The 23,734-nt window shown below is 68.9% G+C and carries 17 protein-coding genes and 1 riboswitch; of the genes, 9 read left to right on the top strand and 8 right to left on the bottom strand.

All coding sequences use genetic code 11. From position 1 onward, the window contains the following. Positions 1 to 466: 466 nt before the first annotated feature. Positions 467 to 3,223, bottom strand: a complete 2,757-nt coding sequence (locus tag ABDW59_RS12165) for a TonB-dependent receptor (RefSeq protein WP_343630083.1) — start codon at positions 3,221 to 3,223, stop codon at positions 467 to 469. Between the two features lie 590 nt (positions 3,224 to 3,813). Here ABDW59_RS12165 and ABDW59_RS12160 point away from each other — a divergent pair. Both ABDW59_RS12160 and ABDW59_RS12155 read left to right on the top strand, forming a co-directional pair. Then, on the top strand, positions 3,814 to 4,284 hold the full coding sequence (locus ABDW59_RS12160) for a (2Fe-2S)-binding protein (protein ID WP_343630082.1): 471 nt from the start codon (positions 3,814 to 3,816) through the stop codon (positions 4,282 to 4,284). A gap of 2 nt (positions 4,285 to 4,286) precedes the next feature. Beyond that, entirely contained in the window at positions 4,287 to 6,500 is a 2,214-nt protein-coding gene (locus ABDW59_RS12155; RefSeq protein WP_343630081.1) for a xanthine dehydrogenase family protein molybdopterin-binding subunit, read from the top strand. Positions 6,501 to 6,732: 232 nt separating this feature from the next. Here ABDW59_RS12155 and ABDW59_RS12150 read toward each other — a convergent pair whose 3' ends face one another. Further along, positions 6,733 to 6,924 carry a heavy-metal-associated domain-containing protein gene (locus ABDW59_RS12150; protein ID WP_343630080.1) on the bottom strand — a complete coding sequence of 64 codons (192 nt, stop codon included), beginning with the start codon at positions 6,922 to 6,924 and terminating at the stop codon, positions 6,733 to 6,735. 225 nt (positions 6,925 to 7,149) lie between these two features. Between ABDW59_RS12150 and ABDW59_RS12145 the strand changes: the two genes are divergently transcribed. The 3 genes from ABDW59_RS12145 to ABDW59_RS12135 are packed head-to-tail and all read left to right on the top strand — an operon-like array spanning position 7,150 to position 10,930. After that, complete coding sequence (locus tag ABDW59_RS12145; protein WP_343630079.1) at positions 7,150 to 9,555, top strand: heavy metal translocating P-type ATPase; 2,406 nt, start codon at positions 7,150 to 7,152, stop codon at positions 9,553 to 9,555. Continuing rightward, positions 9,552 to 9,977, top strand: a complete 426-nt coding sequence (gene cueR, locus ABDW59_RS12140) for a Cu(I)-responsive transcriptional regulator (protein WP_343630078.1) — start codon at positions 9,552 to 9,554, stop codon at positions 9,975 to 9,977. Before ABDW59_RS12145 ends, cueR begins: the two co-directional genes overlap by 4 nt. After that, entirely contained in the window at positions 9,974 to 10,930 is a 957-nt protein-coding gene (locus ABDW59_RS12135) for a pirin family protein (protein ID WP_343630077.1), read from the top strand. The genes cueR and ABDW59_RS12135 overlap by 4 nt, the downstream gene beginning before the upstream one ends. A gap of 134 nt (positions 10,931 to 11,064) precedes the next feature. Here ABDW59_RS12135 and ABDW59_RS12130 read toward each other — a convergent pair whose 3' ends face one another. Together ABDW59_RS12130 and ABDW59_RS12125 are read right to left on the bottom strand one after the other, a co-directional pair. Next, positions 11,065 to 11,937, bottom strand: coding sequence for a pirin family protein (locus tag ABDW59_RS12130; RefSeq protein WP_343630075.1), 873 nt, complete (start codon positions 11,935 to 11,937; stop codon positions 11,065 to 11,067). A 51-nt stretch (positions 11,938 to 11,988) separates the two neighbouring features. Then, entirely contained in the window at positions 11,989 to 12,615 is a 627-nt protein-coding gene (locus ABDW59_RS12125; protein ID WP_343630074.1) for an NAD(P)H-dependent oxidoreductase, read from the bottom strand. Between the two features lie 140 nt (positions 12,616 to 12,755). On the opposite strand from ABDW59_RS12125, the gene ABDW59_RS12120 reads away from it, so the two are divergent. After that, the gene (locus tag ABDW59_RS12120; protein ID WP_343630073.1) at positions 12,756 to 13,697 is read left to right on the top strand and encodes a LysR family transcriptional regulator; all 942 of its coding nucleotides are present in this window, start codon (positions 12,756 to 12,758) and stop codon (positions 13,695 to 13,697) included. Between the two features lie 20 nt (positions 13,698 to 13,717). Here the strand turns inward: ABDW59_RS12120 and ABDW59_RS12115 are convergent, their stop codons facing one another. The 4 genes from ABDW59_RS12115 to ABDW59_RS12100 all read right to left on the bottom strand — a co-directional run bounded on the left by ABDW59_RS12115 (position 13,718) and on the right by ABDW59_RS12100 (position 19,910). After that, positions 13,718 to 14,374: a hypothetical protein gene (locus tag ABDW59_RS12115; RefSeq protein WP_343630071.1), complete on the bottom strand. Its 657-nt coding sequence runs from the start codon at positions 14,372 to 14,374 to the stop codon at positions 13,718 to 13,720. Positions 14,375 to 14,446: 72 nt separating this feature from the next. Continuing rightward, positions 14,447 to 17,131 (bottom strand): hypothetical protein, encoded by a 2,685-nt coding sequence (locus ABDW59_RS12110; protein WP_343630069.1) that lies wholly within the window; start codon positions 17,129 to 17,131, stop codon positions 14,447 to 14,449. 70 nt (positions 17,132 to 17,201) lie between these two features. Further along, positions 17,202 to 19,052 (bottom strand): hypothetical protein, encoded by a 1,851-nt coding sequence (locus tag ABDW59_RS12105; protein ID WP_343630067.1) that lies wholly within the window; start codon positions 19,050 to 19,052, stop codon positions 17,202 to 17,204. A gap of 72 nt (positions 19,053 to 19,124) precedes the next feature. Continuing rightward, positions 19,125 to 19,910 carry a TonB family protein gene (locus tag ABDW59_RS12100; RefSeq protein WP_343630065.1) on the bottom strand — a complete coding sequence of 262 codons (786 nt, stop codon included), beginning with the start codon at positions 19,908 to 19,910 and terminating at the stop codon, positions 19,125 to 19,127. A gap of 297 nt (positions 19,911 to 20,207) precedes the next feature. Beyond that, a riboswitch (TPP riboswitch) is annotated at positions 20,208 to 20,330 on the top strand. A 160-nt stretch (positions 20,331 to 20,490) separates the two neighbouring features. Here ABDW59_RS12100 and thiC point away from each other — a divergent pair. The 3 genes from thiC to thiS are packed head-to-tail and all read left to right on the top strand — an operon-like array spanning position 20,491 to position 23,734. Next, positions 20,491 to 22,371 carry a phosphomethylpyrimidine synthase ThiC gene (thiC, locus tag ABDW59_RS12095; RefSeq protein WP_343630064.1) on the top strand — a complete coding sequence of 627 codons (1,881 nt, stop codon included), beginning with the start codon at positions 20,491 to 20,493 and terminating at the stop codon, positions 22,369 to 22,371. Between the two features lie 5 nt (positions 22,372 to 22,376). Beyond that, complete coding sequence (locus ABDW59_RS12090; RefSeq protein ID WP_343630063.1) at positions 22,377 to 23,510, top strand: FAD-dependent oxidoreductase; 1,134 nt, start codon at positions 22,377 to 22,379, stop codon at positions 23,508 to 23,510. Then, positions 23,507 to 23,734 carry a sulfur carrier protein ThiS gene (thiS, locus tag ABDW59_RS12085; protein ID WP_343630062.1) on the top strand — a complete coding sequence of 76 codons (228 nt, stop codon included), beginning with the start codon at positions 23,507 to 23,509 and terminating at the stop codon, positions 23,732 to 23,734. Before ABDW59_RS12090 ends, thiS begins: the two co-directional genes overlap by 4 nt.

Here is a 23,734-nt window from a genome sequence, read left to right as displayed (position 1 = left end):
CAGGCCGCGCCAGGTATGGCGCCGTTTGGTATTCGCTGCTCGCACCATGCGCGGATGACGCAATGACGAATGCGAGCTTCAAATTGTTTCACCCACCCAAAGTTGTGCTGCCTCGACGCGAAGCCCGGTCGTTTTTTGATACTGGAACGCCACACACCAATAGGCGCTAACCCTTCCTTGCTAACAAAAATGGGCTGGCGATGCCGGGTTAACCCCAGCAAATCTCCTCGGGATTAACACCAATTTCTGACTGGCCTAGAGGGTCAATCTGATGACTTCCGGCTGTGATGGCCGTCGGTCATGACGCTGTACGAATAGTCCAAACGGGCTAGAACTCGCCGGAAACTCGCTTGAAACTCGGTCGATCCGCGGTCCGCAAACGAAAAAACCCGGCCGAAGCCGGGTTTCGTATTTCCACCCCGCGCAGGGCGCGGACGCACCATGGCGGGGCGGGTGACTTTCTCGATCAGAAGAAGTCGTAAGACACGCCGACCTTGTAGGTCCGCGGACGCAGGCTGTAACCGTCGCGCAGGTTGACCGGACGCTCGTCGCCCAGCAGGTTGTTGATGTTGAGCGACAGGCGCATGTTCTTGAACCCGGTGTAGGCCAGGTTGAAGTCGGTGCGCATGTCTTCATCGATGAAGCACGGCAGGCTGCCCGGCTTCAGACGCGTCTTGCAGGCGGCTTCGCCCCAGCTGGCGATGTCCGTCTCATCCGAGTTCAGCGAGGTCTTGGACGTGTAGTTGAAACGCACGCCCGTGGTCCAGTCGCCCTTGCTCCACGCGGCCGACAGCACGGCCTTCAGGCGCGGCTGCTGGTAGTTGCCGACTTGGTTGGGACGCCAGGTGTTGGCGTCCACGTCCCACAGCTTGTAGGTCAGCGCGTAGGTCGCGGCCAGGCCCAGGTTCAGCGTGCCGAACGAGCCCGAAGCGACACGGCCCTTCACGTCGATGTCGATGCCCGAGGTCTCGGTCTTGCCGAAGTTCTCGTATTGCAGCAGCAGCGAGGTGATCTGGCCGGCTTGCCAGTTGGCGACGCTGCCCGGGGACAGTTCGTTGGCGCGGGTGACCCAGCGCTGTTCCTGCTCGGTCAGGCCGCCGCGGCTGATCATGTTCTCGTAGCCGGCCTTGCCTTCGCGCTCCAGCACGTAGGACGGATCACGCGAGTTGATCTCGTTCTTGCGCTCGATCTTGAAGTAGTCGACGGCGATCGACGCGTTCTTGGTCGGCTCGAAGACGAAGCCCAGCGTGTAGCTCTTGGAGGTTTCCGGCTTCAGGTTGGGGTTGGCCGAGATCATGGCCGGGACCGAAGCCAGGCAGCCGCTGTTGTAGGCGGCGGTGGCGTCGGCCTTGTCGGCGTCGGTGCCGTTCTTCAGGATGTCGCGCAGCTTGGTGGCGGTCTCGCAACGACGCGGGTCGACCGTGTTGTTGAAGAAGCCGGTCACGCCGACCTGACCCAGGGTTTCCGGGATGTTGGGCGCGCGGAAGCCGCCGGCCACCGTGCCGCGCAGCAGCAGCTGCGGCATCACTTCATAGCGGATGCCCAGCTTGGGCGAGACGCGGCCGTCGAAGCCCGAGGCCTTGTCGAAGCGCAGCGCGCCGTTCAGCTCCAGGTGCTTGACCACGGGGGCGTTCAGCTCCAGGAAGGCGGCGTCCAGGTTGCGCGAGCCGTCGATCAGGACCGAGCCGCGACCGATGATCTGCGCCTTCATGACGTTGTCGGTCGACTTGATCGACACGCCTTCCTGACGGTGCTCGGCGCCCAGGGCGAAGGCCAGCGGGCCGCCGGGCAGCTGCATCAGCTCGCCGCTGATCTTGGCGTCCACCCAGTTCTGGTGGTTCTTGCCTTCGGAGCCATTGATCGGGAACAGGCGCTCGAGCAGCTCACGGCTGTTCGGGCCGCCGATCTTGTACTCGCCGGAAGCGACGGCGGCGTACAGGTCGCGCGAGCCCCAGCGGCTGAGCTTGTCGGCGTCGGCGCCGACGCGGCCGACCGAGACTTCCCAGTCGTACTCGCGGAAGGTGCCCTGCAGGCCGGCCAGCACGCGGTACTGGCTGCCGTTGCCGGTGTAGTTGAACAGGCTCGGGTCGTCCATGAACCGGTAGTCGATGCCCACCGGCGCGCCGGTCGGGTTGACCGGATTGTTGGCGCCCAGCACCGGCATCGGCACGGACTGCGCGACCTTGTTGAAGCCGTCGTACCAGCGCGAGGTGCCGCCGGCCGAGAGGGTCTGCGGCAAGTTGCGGTAGTCGGTCTTGGTCTTGGAGTACGAGGCTTCGGCGAAGCCCTGGATGTCCTCGGTGATCTTCAGGCGCGCGGCGGAGAAGACGTTGACGCGTTCAGCCGGATCGGACACCGGGTTCAGGCCGTTGACGTCGGTCACGCACTGGCCGGCGGCATTCAGCGTGGTGCAGCCCTTGACCGCCACGCGCTGGCCGTTGATGCGCAGGTTGCCGGGGTAGGACGCCAGGCTGGGGTCGCCGAAGGCCGGGTTGAAGATGCCCTTGTGCCAGGCGGCGTAGGAGTCCTTCACGTCGGCGACGGTGTAGCCCTCGCGCTTGTAGGCCTCGACGTTGGCGAAGACATTGAAGCGGTCCTTGTCCAGGTCGCCGTAGCCGGCCACGATGGACGCCTGACGCTCGCCGCCGGCGCTGGGGTGCTCGCGGAAGGTGTAGCTGGCGGAGCCGCCCACGCCGTTGTAGCTGCGGCGCGTGATGATGTTGATCACGCCGGCCATGGCGTCGGAGCCGTAGATGGCGGAGGCGCCGTCCTTCAGGATTTCGACGCGCTCGATGACGTCGGCCGGGATCGAGTCGACGTTGACGAAGGTGTCCTTGGCGCCGTCGGCCAGACCGAAGTTGGCGACGCGGCGGCCGTTCAGCAGCACCAGCGTGGCGCCCTTGCCCAGACCGCGCATCGACACGCCGGTGGCGCCGGAGGCGAAGCTGGTGTTGTTGCCGTCGTCACGGATTTCATTGCTCGACGTCGACGTCAGCGTGTCCAGGACCTGGCGCACGGTGTTGGCGCCGGTGCGACGGATCTCGTCGCGGTTGTAGACCTGGACCGGCGAGGACGTTTCGGAGGCCAGGCGCTTGATGTTGGAGCCGGTGACCTCGACGCGCTGCAGCTGCGTGGTTTCTTCCTGTGCATGCGCCACTTGAGCGCAGCACAGCAGCGCCGCAGTGGCGCACAGCGACAGGGAGAGCTGGGTGTTCTTTTTCATACTTCCACTTGCGAATTGATGAAGGGCCTTGTGGGCCGAGGAAACCGGTCGCCGGATGCGGCGCCGGGCGGGCGGCGCGCCCTGGGGGTTTCCCGGGTGGGCACGCAAGGGGGCGGATTCTGAGGAGCCTCCCGGCCCCGGCGCCTCGTCACCTATTGCAGATCAGCAACAAAGGTTCACGCCGTCGCATTCACTCTTCACCGAATTCGGGCGGCTGTCGCCCCAATGCTTCAAAAGCGACAGATGAAGCCGGTTCCATGGGCGGTCATCTCGCTGAAACCGAGGGAAAACCCTTCTGACACAAGCAGGCACCATTCAGGTGCGGTGACCGCACTTTCATGCGGGATAACCCGCGAATCGCACACAAACCGAGTATCGGACGACAGTTTGATGTCGGTTTGGTAGCGACGGCCAGCCTCAAAACGGTGCGCGAATGATCGGTTTCAGCCGGGGACGAGTGCCCCGGTCGGGCTTGGGGCGGGTGCTCTCACGTTCGCATCCTGAAAGGGATAGGCTGCGCCGGTTCCCGACCCGGAAGGCGCCCGAGGCCGAGCGCCGCCGCCTTCCCCATCCCCCAGGAGGAGACCCCCATGTCCATCTCATTGACCGTGAACGGCCAGGCGGTGACGCTGGAAGCCGACGCGCAGATGCCGCTGCTGTGGGCGCTGCGCGAGGATCTGCAGCTCACCGGCACCAAGTTTGGTTGCGGCATGGCGCTGTGCGGCGCCTGCACCGTGCACCTGGACGGCCAACCGGTGCGCGCCTGCCAGACGCCGCTGGAAGCGGCCGCCGGCAAGAAGATCACCACCATCGAAGGCGTGGGCGCCACCCGCGCCGGTCGCGCGGTGCAGGCGGCCTGGCTGAAGATCGACGTGCCGCAATGCGGTTACTGTCAGAGCGGCCAGATCATGAGCGCCTGCGCGCTGCTGGCCGGCAAGAAAATGCCCAGCGACGCCGACATCGACAACGCCATGAGCGGCAACGTCTGCCGCTGCGGCACCTACAACCAGATCCGGGCGGCGATCCACGACGCCTCGGCCACGCTGGCGAAGGGAGGCTGATCATGGGCATCACCTTCGAACACGCGGCGAGCCTGGCCGCGTCCGCCTCCGCGTCGGAGGCCGGCTCGCCGGCGTCGACCTCGCGCCGCTCCCTGCTCAAGGGCGGCGCGGCGCTGACGCTGTCCTTCACCTTGCCGCTCGCCGCCGGGCGCGCGCTCGCGCAGTCGGCCGACGCCGCGGCGCCGAGCAACACCTTCGCGCCCAGCGCCTGGCTGCGCATCACGCCGGACGGCAAGGTCGCCGTGGTGTGCGGCTCGGCCGAGATGGGCCAGGGCGTGCTGACCGCGATCCCGATGATGGTGGCCGAGGAGCTGGACGCCGACTGGGCGCTGGTCTCGGTCGAGCAGGCTCCGGCCAACACCGCCTACAACAACCCCATGTTCGGCATGCAGGCCACCGGCGGCAGCACCACGGTGCGGGCGCACTGGACACCGGTGCGGCAAGCCGGCGCGGCCGCGCGGCAGATGCTGATCGCGGCGGCGGCCAAGCAATGGCAGCTCGACGCCGCCTCGCTGCGCACCGAGCGCGGCCAGGTCATCGCCCCGGACGGCCGCAAGCTGGGCTACGGTGCGCTGGTCGCGGCGGCAGCGCAGCAACCGGTGCCGGACAAGCCCGCGCTGAAAGACCGCAAGGACTTCCGCATCATGGGCAAGCCCACGCGGCGCCTGGACAGCGCGGCCAAGATCAACGGCACGGCCAAGTTCGGCATCGATGCGAAGGTCGACGGCATGCTGGTGGCCGTGATGGCGCGAGCGCCGATCGCCGGCGTCAAGCCCAAGGCCTTTGACGAGGCCAAGGCCAAGTCGGTCAAGGGCGTGCGCAAGGTCATCGCGATCCCGTCGGGCGTGGCGGTGCTGGCCGACGGCTACTGGGCCGCCAAGCAGGGCCGCGATGCGCTGGCCGTCGAGTGGGATCTAGGCGATCACGCCAATCTGTCCTCGGACAAGGTGTCCTCGGCGCTGGAGGACGGCCTGCAGAACGCCACCGCGATCGCGCGCGAGGAAGGCAACGTCAAGGACGGCGCGGCGACCTCGGCCCGACAGGTCTCGGCGCAGTACGAGGTGCCCTATCTGGCCCACGCCTGCATGGAGCCGCTGAACTGCCTGGCCTGGGTGCGCGGGGACGAGGTCACGATCTGGGCCGGCACGCAGAGCCAGGGCCCGGCGCAGGGCATCCTGTCGCAGGTGGCGCAGGTCACCCCGGCCAAGGTCAAGGTGAACACGCTGCTGCTGGGCGGCGGCTTCGGACGCCGCTTCGCGCCGGACTTCACCATCGACGCGACCTTGCTGTCCAAGCTCAGCGGCAGCCCGGTCAAGCTGATCTACAGCCGCGAGGACGACATGGCCGCCGGCTATTACCGGCCGACCTCACGCGTGCGTTTCGAGGCCGGTCTGGACGACAAGGGCCAGCCCCGCATGCTGCGCGCCGACGTGGCCAGCCCGTCCATCATGGCGGCCTCCGGTTTCATGAAGATCCCGGAGAACGGCGTCGACTCGATGGCCGTGGAGGGCTTGGCCGACCATCCGTATGCGATTCCGAATCAGCGCATCGCTTATGGGCGCGCGGAACCGGGTCCGCAGGTGTGGTTCTGGCGCTCGGTGGGGCATTCGCAGAACGCGTTCTTCATCGAGAGCTTCATCGATGAGCTGGCGCATGCGGCCAAGGCGGATCCGCTGAAGTACCGGCTGGGGCTGCTGGAGCAGCAGCCGCGCGCGCGCGGGGTGCTGGCGCTTGCGGCGGAGAAGGCGGGTTGGAGCAAGCCCGCGCCCAAGGGCCGATACCGCGGCCTGGCGGTGGCGGAGAGCTTCGGCACCTATGTGGCGGAGGTGGCGGAGGTCTCGGTCGGCAAGGACGGGGCGATCCGGGTGCACAAGGTGACGGCGGCGGTGGACTGCGGTCAGACGGTGAATCCGCAGACCATCGCGCGGCAGATCGAGGGGGCCGTGGTGTATGGGCTCACGGCGGCGCTGTATGGGCGCATCACCTTCAAGGACGGGAAAGTGGAGCAGAGCAACTTCCACGATTACCCGGTGTTGCGCATGAACGAGATGCCCAAGGTGGAGGTGCACATCGTGCAGAGCGATGCGGCGCCGGGCGGCATCGGGGAGCCGGGGACGCCGCCGATCGCGCCGGCGGTGGCCAATGCGATCTTCGCGGCCACTGGCAAGCGGCTGCGACAGCTGCCGTTTGATACGGAGGCGCTCAAGAAGGCCTGAAGACCCTCTCCCCCGCCCTCTCCCGCGCCGCGGGAGAGGGGGCCTGACCGCGCTGCGGGAGGCGCTCCCGCGCTGCGGGAGAGGGGGCCTGACCGCGGTGCGGGGAGCGCTTCCGCGCTGCGGGAGAGGGGGCCTGACCGCGGTGCGGGGAGCGCTTCCGCGCTGCGGGAGAGGGGTTCGCCACGGTCCGGGACCGTTGAAGATCAGCGCTCAGGTCACCGGGTCGCCGCGCTCAGGCCGGCGGGTAGCCGGCCTCGGTCAGCGCCGCCACCAGCTGCTCGCGGGTGGCGGCGCTGTTCACTTGCGCGGTCTTCGCGCTCAGGTCGACGACGACCTCGGCTTGCGCGTCGACTTCCTTGACCGCCTCGGTCACCGCGGCGCGGCAGTGGCCGCAGCTCATGTCGGGCAACTTGAATTCATGCATCGAGAAGACTCCTGGTTTGAACAGTGGCCCGAAGGTTAAACCTTGCCATCGTGGCAAGGTCAACCGCGATGCCACCTGTCACCCCACCGGCGTCAAGGTCGCACCCGCCGCGTGCGCTCGGCGCTCGATGCGCGAGTGCGCGGAGTCGGCCGACCGTCATGCCCCTTTCTCTCGAACGGGGCATGGCCTTGACCTTCCCATCATGGCAAGCTTGAGACTTCCGCCATGAACACCGCCACCACCACCCCTCTTCCCTCGCCGGCCCCGCACGCCGCGCCCGACGGCGCGGAGTTGCAGTTCGCCGTCTCCGGCATGACCTGCGCCAGCTGCGTCAACCGCGTCGAACGCGCCTTGCGCAAGGTGCCGGGCGTGGAGCTGGCCGAGGTCAACCTCGCCGCCGAGACCGCCACCGTGCGCGCCCCCGGCGTCGGCGCGGACGCCCTGGTGGCCGCCATCGTCAAGGCGGGCTATGAGGCCCAGCCGCTGGCGGACCAGAGCGAGGACGCGCCCCGCCCCGTCGCTTGGTCCTCGACCGGCTGGCCGGTGCTGATCGCGGCCGCCCTGTCGCTGCCGCTGGTCGCCCCCATGATCGGCATGCTGTGGGGCGCGCACTGGATGATCGACGGCTGGTGGCAGCTCGCGCTGGCCACGCCGGTGCAGTTCTGGCTGGGCGCGCGCTTCTATCGCGCGGGCTGGGCGGCGCTCAAGGACCGCAGCGGCAACATGGACATGCTGGTCGCGCTCGGCACCAGCGCCGCTTACGGCTTGAGCGTCTATGAGCTGCTGCGCGACGGGCCCATGAGTCCGGCGCTCTACTTCGAATCCGCCGCCGCGGTGATCACGCTGGTCTTGCTGGGCAAGTGGCTGGAGGGCCGCGCCAAGCGCCAGACCCTGAGCGCCATCGCCGCGCTCAAGCAGCTGCGGCCAGAACACGCCCGCGTGCGCCGCGACGGCGCCGACATCGATCTCCCGATCGCGCGCCTGCGCCTGAAGGACCTGATGGTCGTTCGTCCCGGCGAGCGCATCCCCGCCGACGGCCGCATCCACGAGGGCCGCAGCCAGGTCGACGAGTCGCTGATCAGCGGCGAGAGCCTGCCGGTCGAGAAGCTCGAGGGCGACCGCGTCGTGGGCGGCGCCGTCAACGGCGAAGGCCTGCTGCTGATCGAGGTCACCGCGCTGGGCGCGGAGTCCACGCTGTCGCGCATCGTGCGGCTCGTCGAGTCGGCGCAGGCGCACAAGGCGCCGATCCAGCGCCTGGTGGACCAGGTCAGTGCGGTCTTCGTGCCGGCGGTGCTGGTGATCGCCGCGGTCACGCTGCTGGGCTGGGGCCTGACGACCGGCGACTGGGAACGCGCGCTCATCCATGCGGTCGCGGTGCTGGTCATCGCCTGCCCCTGCGCGCTGGGTCTGGCGACGCCGGCGGCGATCATGGTCGGCACGGGCGTGGCCGCGCGCCGCGGCCTGCTGGTCAAGGACGCCGAGGCGCTGGAACACGCGCGCGGCGTCGATCTGGTCGTATTCGACAAGACCGGCACGCTGACCGAAGGCAAGCCGCGCCTGATCGATTTCATCGCGGCGCCTGGTCAGGACGAGGCCGATGCGCTCGCCCTCGCGGCGGCGCTCCAACAAGGCAGCGAGCACCCCTTGGCGCGCGCCGTTCGGGATGCCGCCGCACAGCGCGGCCTCACGGTGCCGGTCGCCAGCGAGCTGCGCGCGTCCGCCGGACGCGGCATCGGCGGTCGCGTCCGCGACTGGCACGGCGCACGCTCGCCCTCGCCCTCGCCCTCGCCCTCGCCCTCGCCTGCTGCAGAGCATGGCGCGCCTTCACTCCCTCTCCCGCTTGCTGCAGCGGATGACGCCCGCTCACTCCCTCTCCCGCTTGCGGGAGAGGGCGGGGGAGAGGGTCTTCGCGCTCGATCCACCCACCTGCTGCTCGGCAGCCGCCGCTGGATGGAAGAGCTCGGCGTGGACCTGACCCCTCTCCGCGCGCAGTCCGACGCTGCCCTCGCGCAAGGCCGCACGCTGTCATGGCTGGCCGCGTCCGACGATGCCGCCCCCCCAACCCTGCTCGCGATGCTCGCCTTCGGCGACCGCGTGAAGGACGGCTCCGCCGAGGCCATCACGCAGCTACGCGCCATGGGCCTGCGCACGCTGATGCTGAGCGGCGACAACGCCGCCGCGGCGTCCGCGGTCGGCGCGTCGCTCGGCCTCGACGAAGTACGCGCCGAGCTCCTGCCCGAAGGCAAGTCCCGCATCGTCGCCGAGCTGCGCGCCGCCGGGTCGCGCGTGGCCATGGTCGGCGACGGCATCAACGACGCGCCCGCGCTGGCCGCGGCCGACGTCGGCCTGGCGATGGGCGGCGGCACCGACGTCGCCATCGAGGCCGCCGGCATCACCCTGATGCGCGGCGATCCGCGTCTGGTCGCGGACGCGATCGCGCTGTCCCGCGCCACCGTCGCCAAGATCCGCCAGAACCTGTTCTGGGCCTTCGTCTACAACCTGCTCGGCGTGCCGCTGGCCGCGCTGGGCCTGCTCAGCCCGGTGATCGCCGGCGCCGCGATGGCGCTGTCCAGCGTGTCCGTGCTCGGCAACGCGCTGCTGCTCAAGCGTTGGAAAGGAGCCTCGCGATGACCGCCTCCACCGCCGCCGCGCCGCTCACCATCGGCCAGGCGGCCGAGCGCTCCGGCGTGTCGCCCAAGATGCTGCGCCATTACGAATCGCTCGGCCTGCTGCCCCCCGTGGCCCGCACCGAATCCGGGTACCGCCTCTACGGCGAGAAGGAGGTCCACACGCTGCGCTTCATCCGGCGCGCGCGCGATCTGGGCTTCTCGATGGTGGAGATCGCCGAGCTGCTCAAGCTCTGGCAGAACCGCCGCCGCGCCAGCGCGCAAGTCAAGCGCATCGCCGAGTCCCACATCGCCGACCTGGACCGCCGCATGGCCGAGATGCAGGCCATGCGCCGCGCGCTGGCCGAGCTCGCGCATTGCTGCCACGGCGACGACCGCCCCGACTGCCCCATCCTCGACGATCTCTCCCAAGGAGCCGCCCCATGAGCGACACACCCCACGACACCGCCCCGGGCACCTCGCCCTTCGACCCGCCTCCCGCCCGCTGGGAGCGCCTCACTGCCCACCTGGGCGACGTCGGCGGCCTGACCATCCGCCGCGCGCTGCCCACCGCCAAACGCCGCATGGTCGGCGCCTGGTGCTTCCTCGACCACGCCGGTCCGGCCGACCTCACGCCGACCACCGCGATGCGCGTGGGCCCGCATCCGCACACCGGTCTGCAGACCTTCAGCTGGATGATCGAGGGCGAGGTCCTGCACCGCGACAGCCTGGGCTCCCTGCAGATGCTGCGTCCGGGTCAGGTGAACCTCATGACCGCCGGCCGCGGCATCAGCCATACCGAGGAATCGCAGTCCGACCGACTGCAACTGGCGCAGCTGTGGATCGCGCTGCCGGACGCGGTGCGCGACTGCCCGCCCTTGTTCGAACACTTCCCCGAGCTGCCGTCCTTCGCCACCGGCGGCTTCGACACCATGCTGCTGGTGGGCGATTTCGGCGGCCATCGCTCGCCGGTGCCCAGCCACACGCCGCTGCTGGGCATGGACCTGAGCGCGACCCGCGCCGCCGAGGCGACGCTGGCGCTGCGTCCCGACCATGAGTACGGGCTGATGGTGCTGGAGGGCGAGTTGTCGGTCACCGTGGACGGCGAATCCACCGGCATGAGCAAGCCCGGCGAGCTGCTCTACCTCGCGCCGGGCGCGCAGTCGCTGCACCTGCTGACGGGCGGTGGCAAGAGCCGCGCGCTGCTGCTGGGCGGCCCGCCTTTCGGGGAGCCGGTGCTGCTGTTCTGGAACTTCGTCGGCCGCTCGCGCGAGGAGATGCTCGTCTACGCGGAAGAGTGGAACGCCAGCGAGGACGGAGGCCGCTTCGGCGCGGTGCACGGCTTCGACGGTCCGCGTCTCAAAGCCCCGGTCGTGCCGCCCCTCAAGGCGCCGCAGTAACGGCCGTCCCGGCCGCGAGGCCAGGGGGCGCGGAAAGCACGAAGGCCGTCGCATCGCGACGGCCTTCCGCTGTCATCGAGGCGCCGGGGCCGGCCTTCGCGGACCGGTCATGGCGCGCCACGGGCGCCCGCGGCTCAGGCGAACTTGCCCGCCTGGAAATCCCGCACCGCCTGGAGCAGCTCGCCCTCGGTGTTCATCACGAACGGACCGTACTGCGCGATGGGCTCGCCCAGCGGCTGTCCGGCGATCAGGATCACGCGGGCGCCCTCCTCCGACGCGGTCAGCCGCACGCCGTCCGAGCCCGGCGTGTTGGCCAGGATCGCCATGCGGCCGCTGTTCACGAGGCATCCGGTGTCGAAGCGCAGCGCGCCGCGGTACACGTAGACGAAGGCATTGTGGGTCGCGGGCAGCGCCTGCTCGAAGCGGACGCCCGGCTCCAGGCGGATGTCCAGGTAGGTCGGCTGCGTGGCGTCGCGTTGCACCGCGCCGGTCACGCCATGGCTCTCGCCGGCGATGACGCGCACCTGGGCGCCGGGCAGCGCGAGCTCGGGGATCTCCTCGCTCGGGATGTCGCGGTACCAGGGGTCGCGCATCTTGTCGCGGCCCGGCAGGTTCAGCCACAGCTGAAAGCCTTCCATGCGGCCTTCCTGCTGCTCCGGCAGTTCCGAATGGATGACGCCGCGGCCGGCGGTCATCCACTGCACGCCGCCGGGACCGAGCAGACCTTCATTGCCGGCCGAGTCGCGATGACGCATGCGGCCATCCAGCATGTAGGTCACGGTCTCGAAGCCGCGGTGCGGGTGGTCGGGGAAGCCGGCGATGTAGTCGTCGGCGTTGTCGGTGCCGAAGGCATCCAGCATCAGGAAAGGATCCAGGCGCCGCTGCAGGTCGTGCGTCAGCACGCGCGTCAGCTTGACGCCCGCGCCGTCGCGCGTGGCCGTGCCCTGCACCAGGCGCTCGACCTGGCGGGGCGTCGTGATGGTGGTGACAGGGGTGGCGGCGATCATGATGAATTCCTTTGCTTGGATGATGCGGATGCTTCGGCGTTTCCCTCAGGCTCAGGCCGGTTGGGCTTCGCCCAGGATGGCGGCGATCTCTTCACGGGCGCTGGCCAGGCCCTTGGCCGCGGCTTCCTCGCCCATGTTCAGGCCCTCGGCCAGCACGAAGTCGACGTCCTTCATGCCCAGGAAGGCCAGCGTGACCTTCAGGTAGGGAACGATGTTGTCGCTGGGCTGGTCGCGGTGCACGCCGCCGCGGCTGCTGACGACGATGACCTTCTTTCCCGTCAGCAGGCCTTCCGGGCCGGTGGCGGTGTAGCGGAAGGTCACGCCGGCGCGGGCCACCGCGTCGATCCAGTTCTTCAGCTGCGAGGACACGCCGAAGTTGATCATCGGCGCGGTCAGCACGACGACGTCGGCGGCCTGCAGCTCGGCGATCAGTTGGTCGTTGAAGGCGACCCGGTCGGCTTGCGCCTGCGTACGGGCGTCGGCCGGGGTGAACAGCGCGCCCAGCGTGGCTTCGTCCATCGCCGGCAGCGGGCGCACGGCCAGGTCGTGCACATGCACTTGGGCGCCGGGGTTGCGCTCGACCAGACCTTGCACGACCTCATTGGCCAGCAGGGTCGACACGGAGCCCTGGCCTTCATGCAGACGGCGGGCGCTGGAGTTGATTTGCAGGATGTTCATGGTGCGTTGCTCCGGGTTCGGTGATGGCCGGTAGGGCCGGTGAGAGGGGATGACTGAACTGTATTGATCGCCCCATGAGCCCGGAAGCCAAGGATCTGGATAAGATTGTTCCATTGCACGAACAATCGGAGCGCTCTCTCATGAGCCTTGACGCCGACGACCTGCTGGTCTTCGCCCGCGTGATCGAGAGCGGCAGCTTCAGCCGGGCCGCCGAGCGGCTGCAGCTGCCCAAGTCCACGGTCTCGCGCCGGATCGCGGCGCTGGAGGAGCGGCTGGGCGAGAAGCTGCTCCAGCGCAGCACGCGGAGGCTGACGCTGACCGACTTCGGCCAGGGCGTGCTGGAACACGCGCGGGTGCTGGCGGGCGAGGTGGACGGCGCGCTGGCGCTGGCGCTGCACCGGCAACAGCGTCCCACCGGTCGGCTTCGGGTCTCGATGCCGGCGGACTTCGCACATCAGATGCTCACGCCCATGCTGAGCCGCTTCGTCGGCGACTACCCGGAAGTCCAGCTGGAGCTGGACCTGTCGCCGCGCCGGGTGGACCTGATCGCCGAGGGCTTCGACATCGCGCTGCGCATGGGCCAGTTGCCACCGGACAGCCAGCTCGCGGCCCGGCGGATGGCGATGTTCAGCAGCGGTCTGTATGCGTCGCCGGACTATCTGCGCCGGCATGGCGAGCCCCAACTGCCCGAGGGCCTGATCAGCATGCACGGGCTGATGATCCTGAGCCGCGCGGGGGAGCCGCTGCCGTGGCGGCTGTTCGGCATCGTCGACGGTCAGGCCGATCAGCGACGGGAGTGGGTGGGCGTGCCGGAGCGCCGCACGCTGGTGAACGCGCCGGACATGCTGCTGCAGATGGCTCGGGCGGGGCTGGGCATCACCTGGGTCGGCAACCAGTACGCGCAGGCCTTCGTCGATCGCGGCGAGCTGGTCCGGGTGCTGCCAGGCTGGTGCGCGGAGCCCTCGACCTGCTGGGCGGTGTTCCCGCAGCGCCGCCTGATGCCGCTGCGCACCCGGCTGTTCCTGGATGCGCTGGCGGCGGAGCTCACGCCCTTCGATCAGGCGGCGATGTACGGGATGTGAGGGATAGCGGAACGGCGGCCTCAGCCGGCGCGCTGGATGCCGATCTGTTCGTCGGCTTCGATCTTCAGCAGCAGCGCCACCAGTCCGTCGGTCGACAGGTCGATCAGTCCCGAGGGTCGCGGCTTGAACGATCCACCGACGGAGCAGGCGATGCCCAGCCGGTTCAGCGCGACCTGGACCTCGGAATCGATGGCCTCCTCGCGCTCGCGTTCAGAGAGCCACGCCTGCGACTCATTGGCTCGATGGGCGGCTTCGCTGCGGACCACGCGCAGGCATCGCTCAACGTCTCCTTCTCTCTGCCATTGAGGCAGCGCCAGCAGATCCCGCTTGCCATCGCCGAACAGGCGCGCACTCTGCGCTGTCATGCCCATCGGCAGTCGGGTGAAGTCGCCGGCGCGCTGCTTGATGTCGCGGCGGACGGGCGCATCGGGCCCTTCATCCGGCAGCATCTCCATCAGCCACTGAAAGGTGCTGAACAGCTCATACCTCGCCCGGTTGTAGTACGCCAAGGACGCTCTGAAGTGCTCCGGACTTTGCCGATCGGCGTCATAGAAGCAGCGCTGGTTCTTGGCGGTCCTGATGCAAGCCGCCAGCACGGCGCGCGATTCGTCGGAGGCCTGCCCGATGGCTGAAGGCAGGCTGGTGTCGATCGGTGGGGCGTCCCAGGTGTTCGGCATGAGCGGCTCCCAATAAGGGAAGGAAGGAAAAGAAAGGGAAGCAGGCGCGGTGGCCCGTGCCGGAGCAGGGCGTCACTGTGCGCGGCGCGCTTGGATCTTTCGGAGAGCGGCCGCTTCGGCCGCTTGATGCAGCGCAAACAAGCCGGGCGCCGACAGGTCGACGAGGCGCGCCGCCTCTTTCCACTGCGTGGTGCTGAGGAAGGCAAAGGGCTCCCATCCCAACAGCTGTCTCACGGTAGCCCTCGCGCCGGAGACCGCTGCGTGCCGTTGATCCACAGGAAGCGCCAGGGCTCGACGTTCCAGTTCATGTTGGAGAAAGTTCTTCCGAGCGTTGTGCATCCTCCGCGCGTCCTCCTGCCCCCACAGGCGAGGGCTGAGCTGAAGCGCAACGTTGAGGATCCCCATCGTCGAGTTCGGGCCCTTCAGAAACTCGAGCAGGTAATCAAGCGGCCCTTTCGCCGACAGCTCACCGGGCACGATGCGGTCCAGGGCATCGCAGATGCGATTCAGCCCATCGATCCCGAGCAGGTGCAGCATGCCGATCTCGTCGTGATCGGTGCCGTTGGGGCGTTGGCCGTCAACGCGCTTCAGGAGTGAATCCAGTCCGCCCTCTCGAAGACCCGCATCGACCACGTGGTCGCGAAGCTGCTCCACCACGCTCAACAGCCGCACCAAGAACGCATCGGCCTCGAACGCGGGGGGCTCCGCGTCGATCGCCGGCGACGACGAGGCGGTCGCGCCGCGCGCTTCCACCGAAGCCGCCTCTGCCACTGCCGCCAGCGATGCTTGCGTCGGCGAAGCCGTCACCGCAGGGGTCGCGGAGGCTAGCGAGGGGGTCGGCTCGACCACCGTAATCGCACCATCGGCGCTGATCCTCCACTGCGAGAGCCGGTGCGAGGCGTCAGGCTGGGCGGCTTCGATGGCATCGATGACGACACGCCTGAGCCGGTCGGACATGAACTTCGGGGCGAACTGATCCGCCGCCCAGGGCCCGATCGTGTACCAATTCCCCCCCGACCTGACTCCGCACAGCGCCCCCTGGACATGGCACACCGACCCGCGTGCCGCCAAGGTCGGATGCTCACGCTCCTCCCAAGAGGCAATACGATCAACGCTCGCCCAGACCAGTCCCCGCTCGCGCAAAAGCGACGCCCAGTAGAGCCCCGTGGGATTGGAGTCACGATGCAAGCGCGCCTCGCGTCGCGAGTTGACATGACAGAACGACTCCACCTTCATCGGCAAGCTCCATTGGCGATCTCCCGCCGATGCAAGCGACGACAGCTCCGCGAGAGCTCCCTGCGCCGCGTCGACGTCGATCGCTTCCCAGCGGACCTGAAGAGGAGCCTCCACGGCCGGGATCACATTCCCCCGTTGCCGTTCCGCCAGTCGAGCAGCTTCCAATTGGGCCTGAACACGAGCCTCCACGGCCGGGATCACATTCCTCAGTTGCCGGTCCGCCATTCGAGCAATCACCGCGCCGTCCCGCCATGCGGGCATGGTTTTGAAGAAGACCCGCGTGAGCGTGGTCGCGTCCAGCTCTGCGCGGTCCGATATGGGCGCTGATGGCGGCAACCCCAGCAGGTACCTCAGCTGTTCATGCGCGGCGGCGATGAAGTGGTCCCTACTGCCTCGAAAGACGTCGCGTTCGTCGTCCATTCCCTCCACCACCTGAGCCAGCACTTCCGTCATCAGCCGAGCGCGCTCATCGAGGAAGGAACAAGACAACGGGTCCGAACCGGCCAGCCGCATGTCCAGCTCCCTGAGGGTCTGAAACAGCGCACCCACTTGGGCATACGAGGACGACGAGCTCGACGCCCACTCGCTCATCAGACGAGCCACCGCGTCTCGCTTGGTCAAGGGATCACCGTGCGGCGAATCCAGGCGAGAGAACAACTGATCCAATGCGTACAGCTTGAGCCCCAGAGACAGGACCTCATCGTCGGTACCGGACGGCCCCTGCGAGGCCATCGCGCTGGCGCTCGCCCGACACGGCGCGAGCGCGCGCGCCGCCTCGTCCGGCACCACGCCCGCATCGAGGGCCTTGCACTCCAGGACGTCAAGCGCGCTTGCCAGCTGGCCGACCGCGTCACCGCGGTTGCGGGCGAGAAAGGCGTCGAAGCTCTCCGTGCCGCTTTTCGTCGGGACCAAGCCGGTGAAACAGTCCTCCGGGATGTCGCCGGTGCCTCGCTTGGGCGCCGCGGGACGCGATTGAAGCGCAGGCGTCGCAACGGGCCGCGACGTTCCGTCCTGGGCACGCACAGCGAGCAGCGCGGCGCTCGCGGCCCTCGTCAGCGAGTCACTCTGGACTTCGCCTTCGCGGAACGCTTCGCGAAGCTCCAGACAAGCTGCGGCCACGGTACTTGTCCGATTGTCGGCCTCGAGCGCGAGGCACAGCGCGAACAAGGTCCGCTTGCACTTGCCAAGAAGCCCCACCCCCTCCAAAGTCACGTCGCTCGAAGAACCGTCCAACCCCTGGCACCAGCGCTTGAATCCAGAATGAACCGCCCAATCCGGACCGCCTCTTGGCAGCAAACTCACCAGCCACGTCGCGGTGCAGAGCAACTCTTGCTTTGCAAGCCGGTAGTCCGCCAGGGAAGCCATGAACTCCTCCGCCGACTGGCGATCGGAGTCGTAAAAGCAGTTCTGGTTCCGTGCCGTCTCGATGCACGACTCCAGACACTCGTGGGCATTTTCGGAGGTCTGCCCGATGCCAAAACCCTGGTTCGGATCGATCGACGCAGAAGGTAACGGGTTCACTATCCTTGCTCCAAGAAGTGAATTCAGCGATTCGCAGCCGCGACCGATACTCGGGCCGCGGACGCGCGTCTCAGGCGGGCTGATCAAGCGCTTGGGAAGCCGCCTGGCGGACCCGTTGATTGAGCCTGTGGAGCGCGACGGACGAGGTGTCGATCAGCCCCCCGGCGTCCGAGGCATGCGTATCGCCGTCGGCGGCACGCACGCCCAGCAAATCCTGCAAGCGGCGGCAGGCCTGACCGATCAGCCGTGCCTTGGCCGCCTCGTCAACGTCCCTGAGCAGCGGCCGCGCGGACGCCTCCGCCGCAGCACGGATCGCTTGCCGTCGCGCGATGTCGATGCTGGCCTCCGCGCTCCTGGGCTCGTCGGGGATCCGGTAGCGCGCGAAGTGCAGCAGCGTGGCCGCCGGATCCTGGGCCTTCTCGAGATCCGAGATCATCGCGATCAGCTCCCGACGCACGGCTTCGCGGTCCCCCATCCAACTGTTCAGACGCTGTTCGATGCGCTTCATCGCGCCGACGCCCATCAGTTGGAGATTGCCCACCGGGTCATCCTGATTGCCCGACGCCGCCTGCGCCAACCATCGATCCGCAAACTCGGTCAACGGGGTCAGGTTGTCCACGCCGAAGTCGGCGCAGCACTTCCGCAGCCCAAAAATCGCCGCTGCCAGATCCGTGCGACCGTAGTCCGACAGCGGATGCGGATCGACACGACCTGTCGACGGGGCCAAGCATAGGCGCCACGCGAAGTTCTTTCGGGCGGTGTCCATTTCGCTCAACGGACCGCAAATGACAATGTGCGGCTCATGCAGACCCAGGCTCTGCATCGCGTCGGCGGCCTGACCGCTGGAGACTTCGCCAAGCGCCTGCTGAGGTCCGGTCCACGCACGCAGGGCTTGTTGGCGGCGGGCGAGATGGGGATTCTCCGAGTCGGTGTTGGCGCTCTCGGCCGCCAGCAGAACCTTGGCCAGCTCGGCTGCCGGAGAGTTGGCCCACGCCTGCCGAAGGACGAGTGCCTCCAATCGATCAAGGACCTCTTGTTGCCGGTCCGGCTCCATGCGGTCGAGCTCGTCGCCGAGCATGCCGAGGATCAGCGGGCCGCTCCCCAGCATCTCCAGGTGGTGACCACCCAGCTCGTCCGGAAGGCTTGTGAAGCGATCGCGCCACGTGCTCAGATGGTCCCGCAATCCTGCGCGGTCATGGGACGAAGGCACGAGCGCGATCAAGCGGTCGAAGCCGGCACGAAGCCGCCCCGCCTCGAGCGCCACTTCGTCGGTGCCCAAGGCCAGTTGCATCGCGGCGACGCGTGCCTCTTCGCCGTTGCGCGGAACCGCGCGCCTCAGCGCATTCGGGACAGAAGGAGCCGCCCTCTCGGGCACGATCGCTTGCGCGGCGGTTCGTACGGCCGTGCGGTCTGACTGAACAGCCGCGAGCGCATCAACGATGGATGCCGCCATGGATTCGGCCAGCGGAGTGACCTTCTCGAACGCGGTGCGCAGCTCGCGGCAGGCGGCCGCGATATGGCTCGGCCGCGGATCGGCCTCAAGCGTTCGACACAGTGCCAGCAGGGCCCGCTTTCCCTCGCCGAACAGACGCGCCCAGTCCTCGGACATGTGAGTCGGAAGCCCCGCCAGCTCACACCCATGGAGCCGGATACCCTCACGCACCAGGGCATCCGCACTGTCCGGGGGGAGCAGATCGACGAGCCACTGAAAGGTGCAGAAGAGCTCAAGCCTCGCCTGTTCGTAGAGCTCCTCCGCGCGCCTGAACTTCTCTGGCGTGTGGACGCGCTCATCGTAGAAGTGAGTTTGGCCCTTTGCGATCTGGATGGCGCGATCCAGTCGTTGTCGCGATGCGTCATCGGCCTGCCCGACGCCGGAAGCGAGCCTGGTGTCGACCGACGGGACGTTGCACGCACGCAGCATAGGCAGCTCCAAAAATTTGAAGCGGCTTCAGTTTCTCCGTGACCGTCAGGGTTCCGGAGAGATCCGTGTGCGTCACTCGACCTGGAACCCGATCTCCACGCTCACCTGCTTGGGCTTGGCCACGGGCTCGAAGCGCCACTGCTTGACCGCGGCCAGCGCGGCCGCGGCGACCTTGCGATCGGGCGAGCGCAGCGCCTGCGCGTCGTCCACCGTGCCGTCGGGCTTGACGGTGAAGCTCACCAGCACCGAGCCGTTGCGCTGCTGGACCAGCCAACTGCGCGGGTACTCGGGATCGACCTTGTGGACGAGCTTGAGCGGCGCATCCTCCGGCTCCGCAGCGGGGACGGCGGCCGGCTTGCCGGCGGGCGCGGTGGTCGCCGGCGCGGCCATCGCGACGACCTGCGGCGGCGGGAGCTGCGCCGCGGTCGGCATCGGCGAGGTCGCCGAACTGGTCGGCGTCGCTGCGGCAGTCTGCGTCGCGGGCGGCGGGGTCAGGCCTTGCGCCGGCGCGGCGTTGCGTTCCGAAGCACGCTCGGCGACCGCACGCTCCGCGGCGGGATCCAGGTCCTGACGCTTCGCCACGGCGGGCGCCGCTGGCGCGGTCACGGGCGCGGCCTTGGCGGCGGGCTTGGGCGGCTCGGCCTTGGCCTCGTGCTGCTTCTCGGCGGCCTTGTTCTCGGCGGCCTTGCGGGCCTCGCCCTTCTCGGCGTGGAACTTGATCCACTGGAACACCTTGTCGGCGTCACGCTTGGCGCGGTCGACGTCGCTCATCGGCGCCTTGGGATCGGCAGCGACCGTGCCTTGCGCGGTCGTCTGCGCCAGCGCGGCGCCGGCGACGGTCATCAGGACGAGCGCCACGGCGGATGCCGAGGCGGCTATCGACGGAAACGTCGATGGCAGGCGCCGTGCCGGGTCTTGCCGGCGCGGGGACTGGGGACTTCTGCGGCTCATCACTCCACCCTCTTGGAGCGCGCGGGTCGGTTGAATTGTTGGTTTGTCGTTCTGCAGATCGCACCCGAGCGCGAGCGCCGCAGTGTATGAAGTCACGTGCGTGACGCGGCCTCGGGGTTTGCCCGGGCTGGCGCGGGCCGCCGCCGCCGGGTGCCCACGATTTCACGAACGATTCACATCGCCGGCGACCCGCGCCTATACTGCGCGCCTGCTCCGGGGTGCCCTGGGCCGCATGACGCGGCACGGGCTGAGACATGGCGATGAAGCCGTGGACCCGCTGAACTTGATCCGGTTCGTACCGGCGTAAGAAGAGCCCGTCCTTCACGGTCCGCCGTCGTGTCCCGCACGCGAGCGAACCGCCCAGGCCCGGCCCAGGTCCGCGACATCCGCTCGTGCCGGCCCGGGTCCGTCACGCTGAAGGACCCGGTTCCCCACGCCTTCACGACCGCATCGGTCCAGCCTCCGGCGCCCAACCGGAGATGCCCCGATGACGCAAGACCTGTCCCTGTCGACGCCGCCCGCCACGACCGCCGCCGATGCCGCTGTCGACTTCCACGAGCGCCTGGCCGCCAGCCGCGCGCCGCTGCCCGCCTCGGCCAAGACGCACGAAGCCGGCGCGATCCACCCGGCGCTGCGCGTGCCCCTGCGCGAGATCGCGCTGACCAACGGCGAGCGCATCGCCGTCTACGACACCTCCGGGCCCTACACCGATCCGGCCGTGCAGACCGACGTGCGCCGCGGCCTGCCGACGCCGCGCGCCGAATGGATCGCCGCGCGCGGCGACACCGAGGCCTACGCCGGCCGCCCGGTGCAGCTGTTCGACGACGGCCTGCGCGAGGCCGCTCAGCAGCAGGCGCTGCGGGCGCACGGCGCGGGCCTGTCGCGCACGCCGCGCCGCGCGCGGTCGGGCGCCAACGTCACGCAGATGCATTACGCCAAGCGCGGCATCGTCACGGCGGAGATGGAGTACGTGGCCATCCGCGAGAACGGCCGCCGCGCCTGGATGAACGAGTACCTCACCGACGCCGAGCGCGAGCAGCGCCTGCGCGGCGACGGATTGGGCGCCGCGATCCCGGCGGTGATCACGCCGGAGTTCGTCCGCGACGAGATCGCGCGCGGACGCGCCATCATTCCGGCCAACATCAACCACCCGGAAGTCGAGCCGATGGCCATCGGCCGCAACTTCCTGGTCAAGGTCAACGCCAACATCGGCAACTCGGCGGTGAGCTCGGGCATCGAAGAGGAGGTCGAGAAGCTGGTCTGGGCCACGCGCTGGGGCGCGGACACGGTGATGGACCTGTCCACCGGCCGCAACATCCACACGACGCGCGACTGGATCCTGCGCAACAGCCCCGTGCCCATCGGCACCGTGCCGATCTACCAGGCGCTGGAGAAGGTCGGCGGCGTGGCCGAGGACCTGACCTGGGCCTTGTTCCGCGACACGCTCATCGAGCAGGCCGAGCAGGGCGTCGACTACTTCACCATCCATGCCGGCGTGCGCCTGCCTTTCGTGCCGATGACGGTCAAGCGCCGCACCGGCATCGTGTCGCGCGGCGGATCCATCCTGGCGAAGTGGTGCATCGCGCATCACCGCGAGAACTTCCTGTACACGCACTTCGAAGAGATCTGCGAAATCATGAAGGCCTACGACGTCAGCTTCTCGCTGGGCGACGGACTGCGGCCGGGCTCGCTGGCGGACGCCAACGACGAGGCGCAGTTCGCCGAGCTGCGCACGCTGGGCGAGCTGACCAAGGTCGCGCGGAAGCACGATGTGCAGACCATGATCGAGGGCCCCGGCCATGTGCCCATGCACATGATCCAGGCCAACATGACCGAGCAGCTCAAGCACTGCGACGAGGCGCCGTTCTACACGCTGGGGCCGCTGACCACGGACATCGCGCCCGGCTACGACCACATCACCAGCGGCATCGGCGCCGCGATGATCGGCTGGTTCGGCTGCGCGATGCTGTGCTACGTGACCCCCAAGGAGCACCTGGGCCTGCCCGATCGCGACGACGTCAAGCAAGGGCTGATGGCCTACAAGATCGCGGCGCATGCGGCCGACATCGCCAAGGGCCATCCGGCGGCGCGAGCGCGCGACGACGCGCTGTCCAAGGCGCGCTTCGAGTTCCGCTGGGAGGACCAGTTCAACCTCGGCCTCGATCCCGAGACCGCACGCGAGTTCCACGACGAGACCCTGCCCAAGGACAGCGCCAAGGTGGCGCACTTCTGCTCGATGTGCGGGCCCAAGTTCTGCTCGATGAAGATCACGCAGGACGTGCGGGAATACAGCGAGGCCATGCAAGCCAAGAGCGCGGAGTTCCTCGCCGGCGGCGGCGAGCTCTACATCCCCATCCGCCAGGCCTGAGCGCGATGGCCACGATCGCCATCGCGGGCGCCGGCCTGGCCGGGCGCCTGTGCGCGTGGGCGCTGGTGCGCGCGGGACATCGCGTCGAGGTCTTCGAGGCGGCGCCCGGTCGGACACCGTCCTTCGACGCGCGCGGCGCGGCCGCGTTCAGCGCGGCCGGCATGCTGAGCCCGCTCGCCGAGCAGGAGCAAGGCGGCGCGGAGATCGCGGCGCTGGGCTGGCGCTCCCTGGCGCTGTGGCCGGCCATCGTCGCGGCGCTGCCGCTGCCGGTGCCGCTACGGGCCGACGGCAGCCTGCTGCTCGCGCATCGCGCGGACCTGGGCGCGGCGCAACGCGCGCTGATGCGGATGCCGGGCGCCGAGCCCTTGAGCGCGGAGGAACTGGCCTCACTCGAGCCCATGCTGGCGCCGGGGCTGCGCGGCTGGCATCTGCCACGCGAAGGCCTGATCGCGCCCATTCCCGCGATGGCCGCCTTGCATGCCGGCGCCGAGGGCGCGCGCTGGCACTGGGACCGCGCGGTCGATCAGGTGCTGCCGGGTGAGATCCATTTCGCCGACGGCGGCCGCTGGTCGGGCGACTGGGCGCTCGACACGCGGGGGCTGGGCGCGCGGCCGCCGCTTCCGCTGCGCGGCGTGCGGGGCGAGATCGTCACGCTCTCGCTGCCGGGTCACGGCTTGCGGCGACCGGTGCGGCTGCTGCATCCGCGGCATCGCGTGTACCTGGTGCCGCGTAGCGACAGCGAGCTGGTGGTCGGCGCCAGCGAGATCGAGAGCGAGGACCGCAGCCCGGTCTCGCTGCGCTCGGCGGTGGAACTGATGGCGGCGGCGCAGAGCGTGCTCCCGGCCTTGTCGGAAGCGCGCATCGAGCGTCTCGATCGGCACCTGCGCCCCGCCCTGCCCGACAACCTGCCTTTCCTTCATCACGAGCCCGGCCTGCTGCGGCTCAACGGCCTGTACCGCCACGGCTGGCTGCTCGCGCCAGCGCTGGTTGAGCGGCTGCTCGTCGAGGCCGGGTTGGCGACGCTGGCCCAGCCCGCCGATGCGGCCGATCAAGCGACCCAAGTTGATCGAGTGAATCGAGCGGGTCGAGCGGAGCAGGCCAAGCCCGACGATCAAGCGACTCTGGAGATGACCACATGAGCGATGACCCGCGCTCCTCATTCATCACGGTCCGGCTCGACGACCGCGCCGTGTCCATCGGCGCGGGCTCGACGCTGGCGCAGCTGCTCGCGCAGGAGCAACGCGAGCCGGAGGCCGTGGCGACGGCGCTCAACGGCTGCTTCGTCCCGCGCGCCGCGCGCGACACGACGTCGCTGCGTGAAGGCGACATCGTGCTGTTCTTCCAACCCATCGTCGGAGGCTGA

The sequence above is a fragment of the Roseateles sp. genome, from assembly GCF_039595295.1.
Taxonomy (GTDB): Bacteria; Pseudomonadota; Gammaproteobacteria; order Burkholderiales; family Burkholderiaceae_C; genus Roseateles.
Note: the sequence above shows the minus strand (reverse complement) of the source record. Positions and strands in the feature narration are given on the sequence as shown.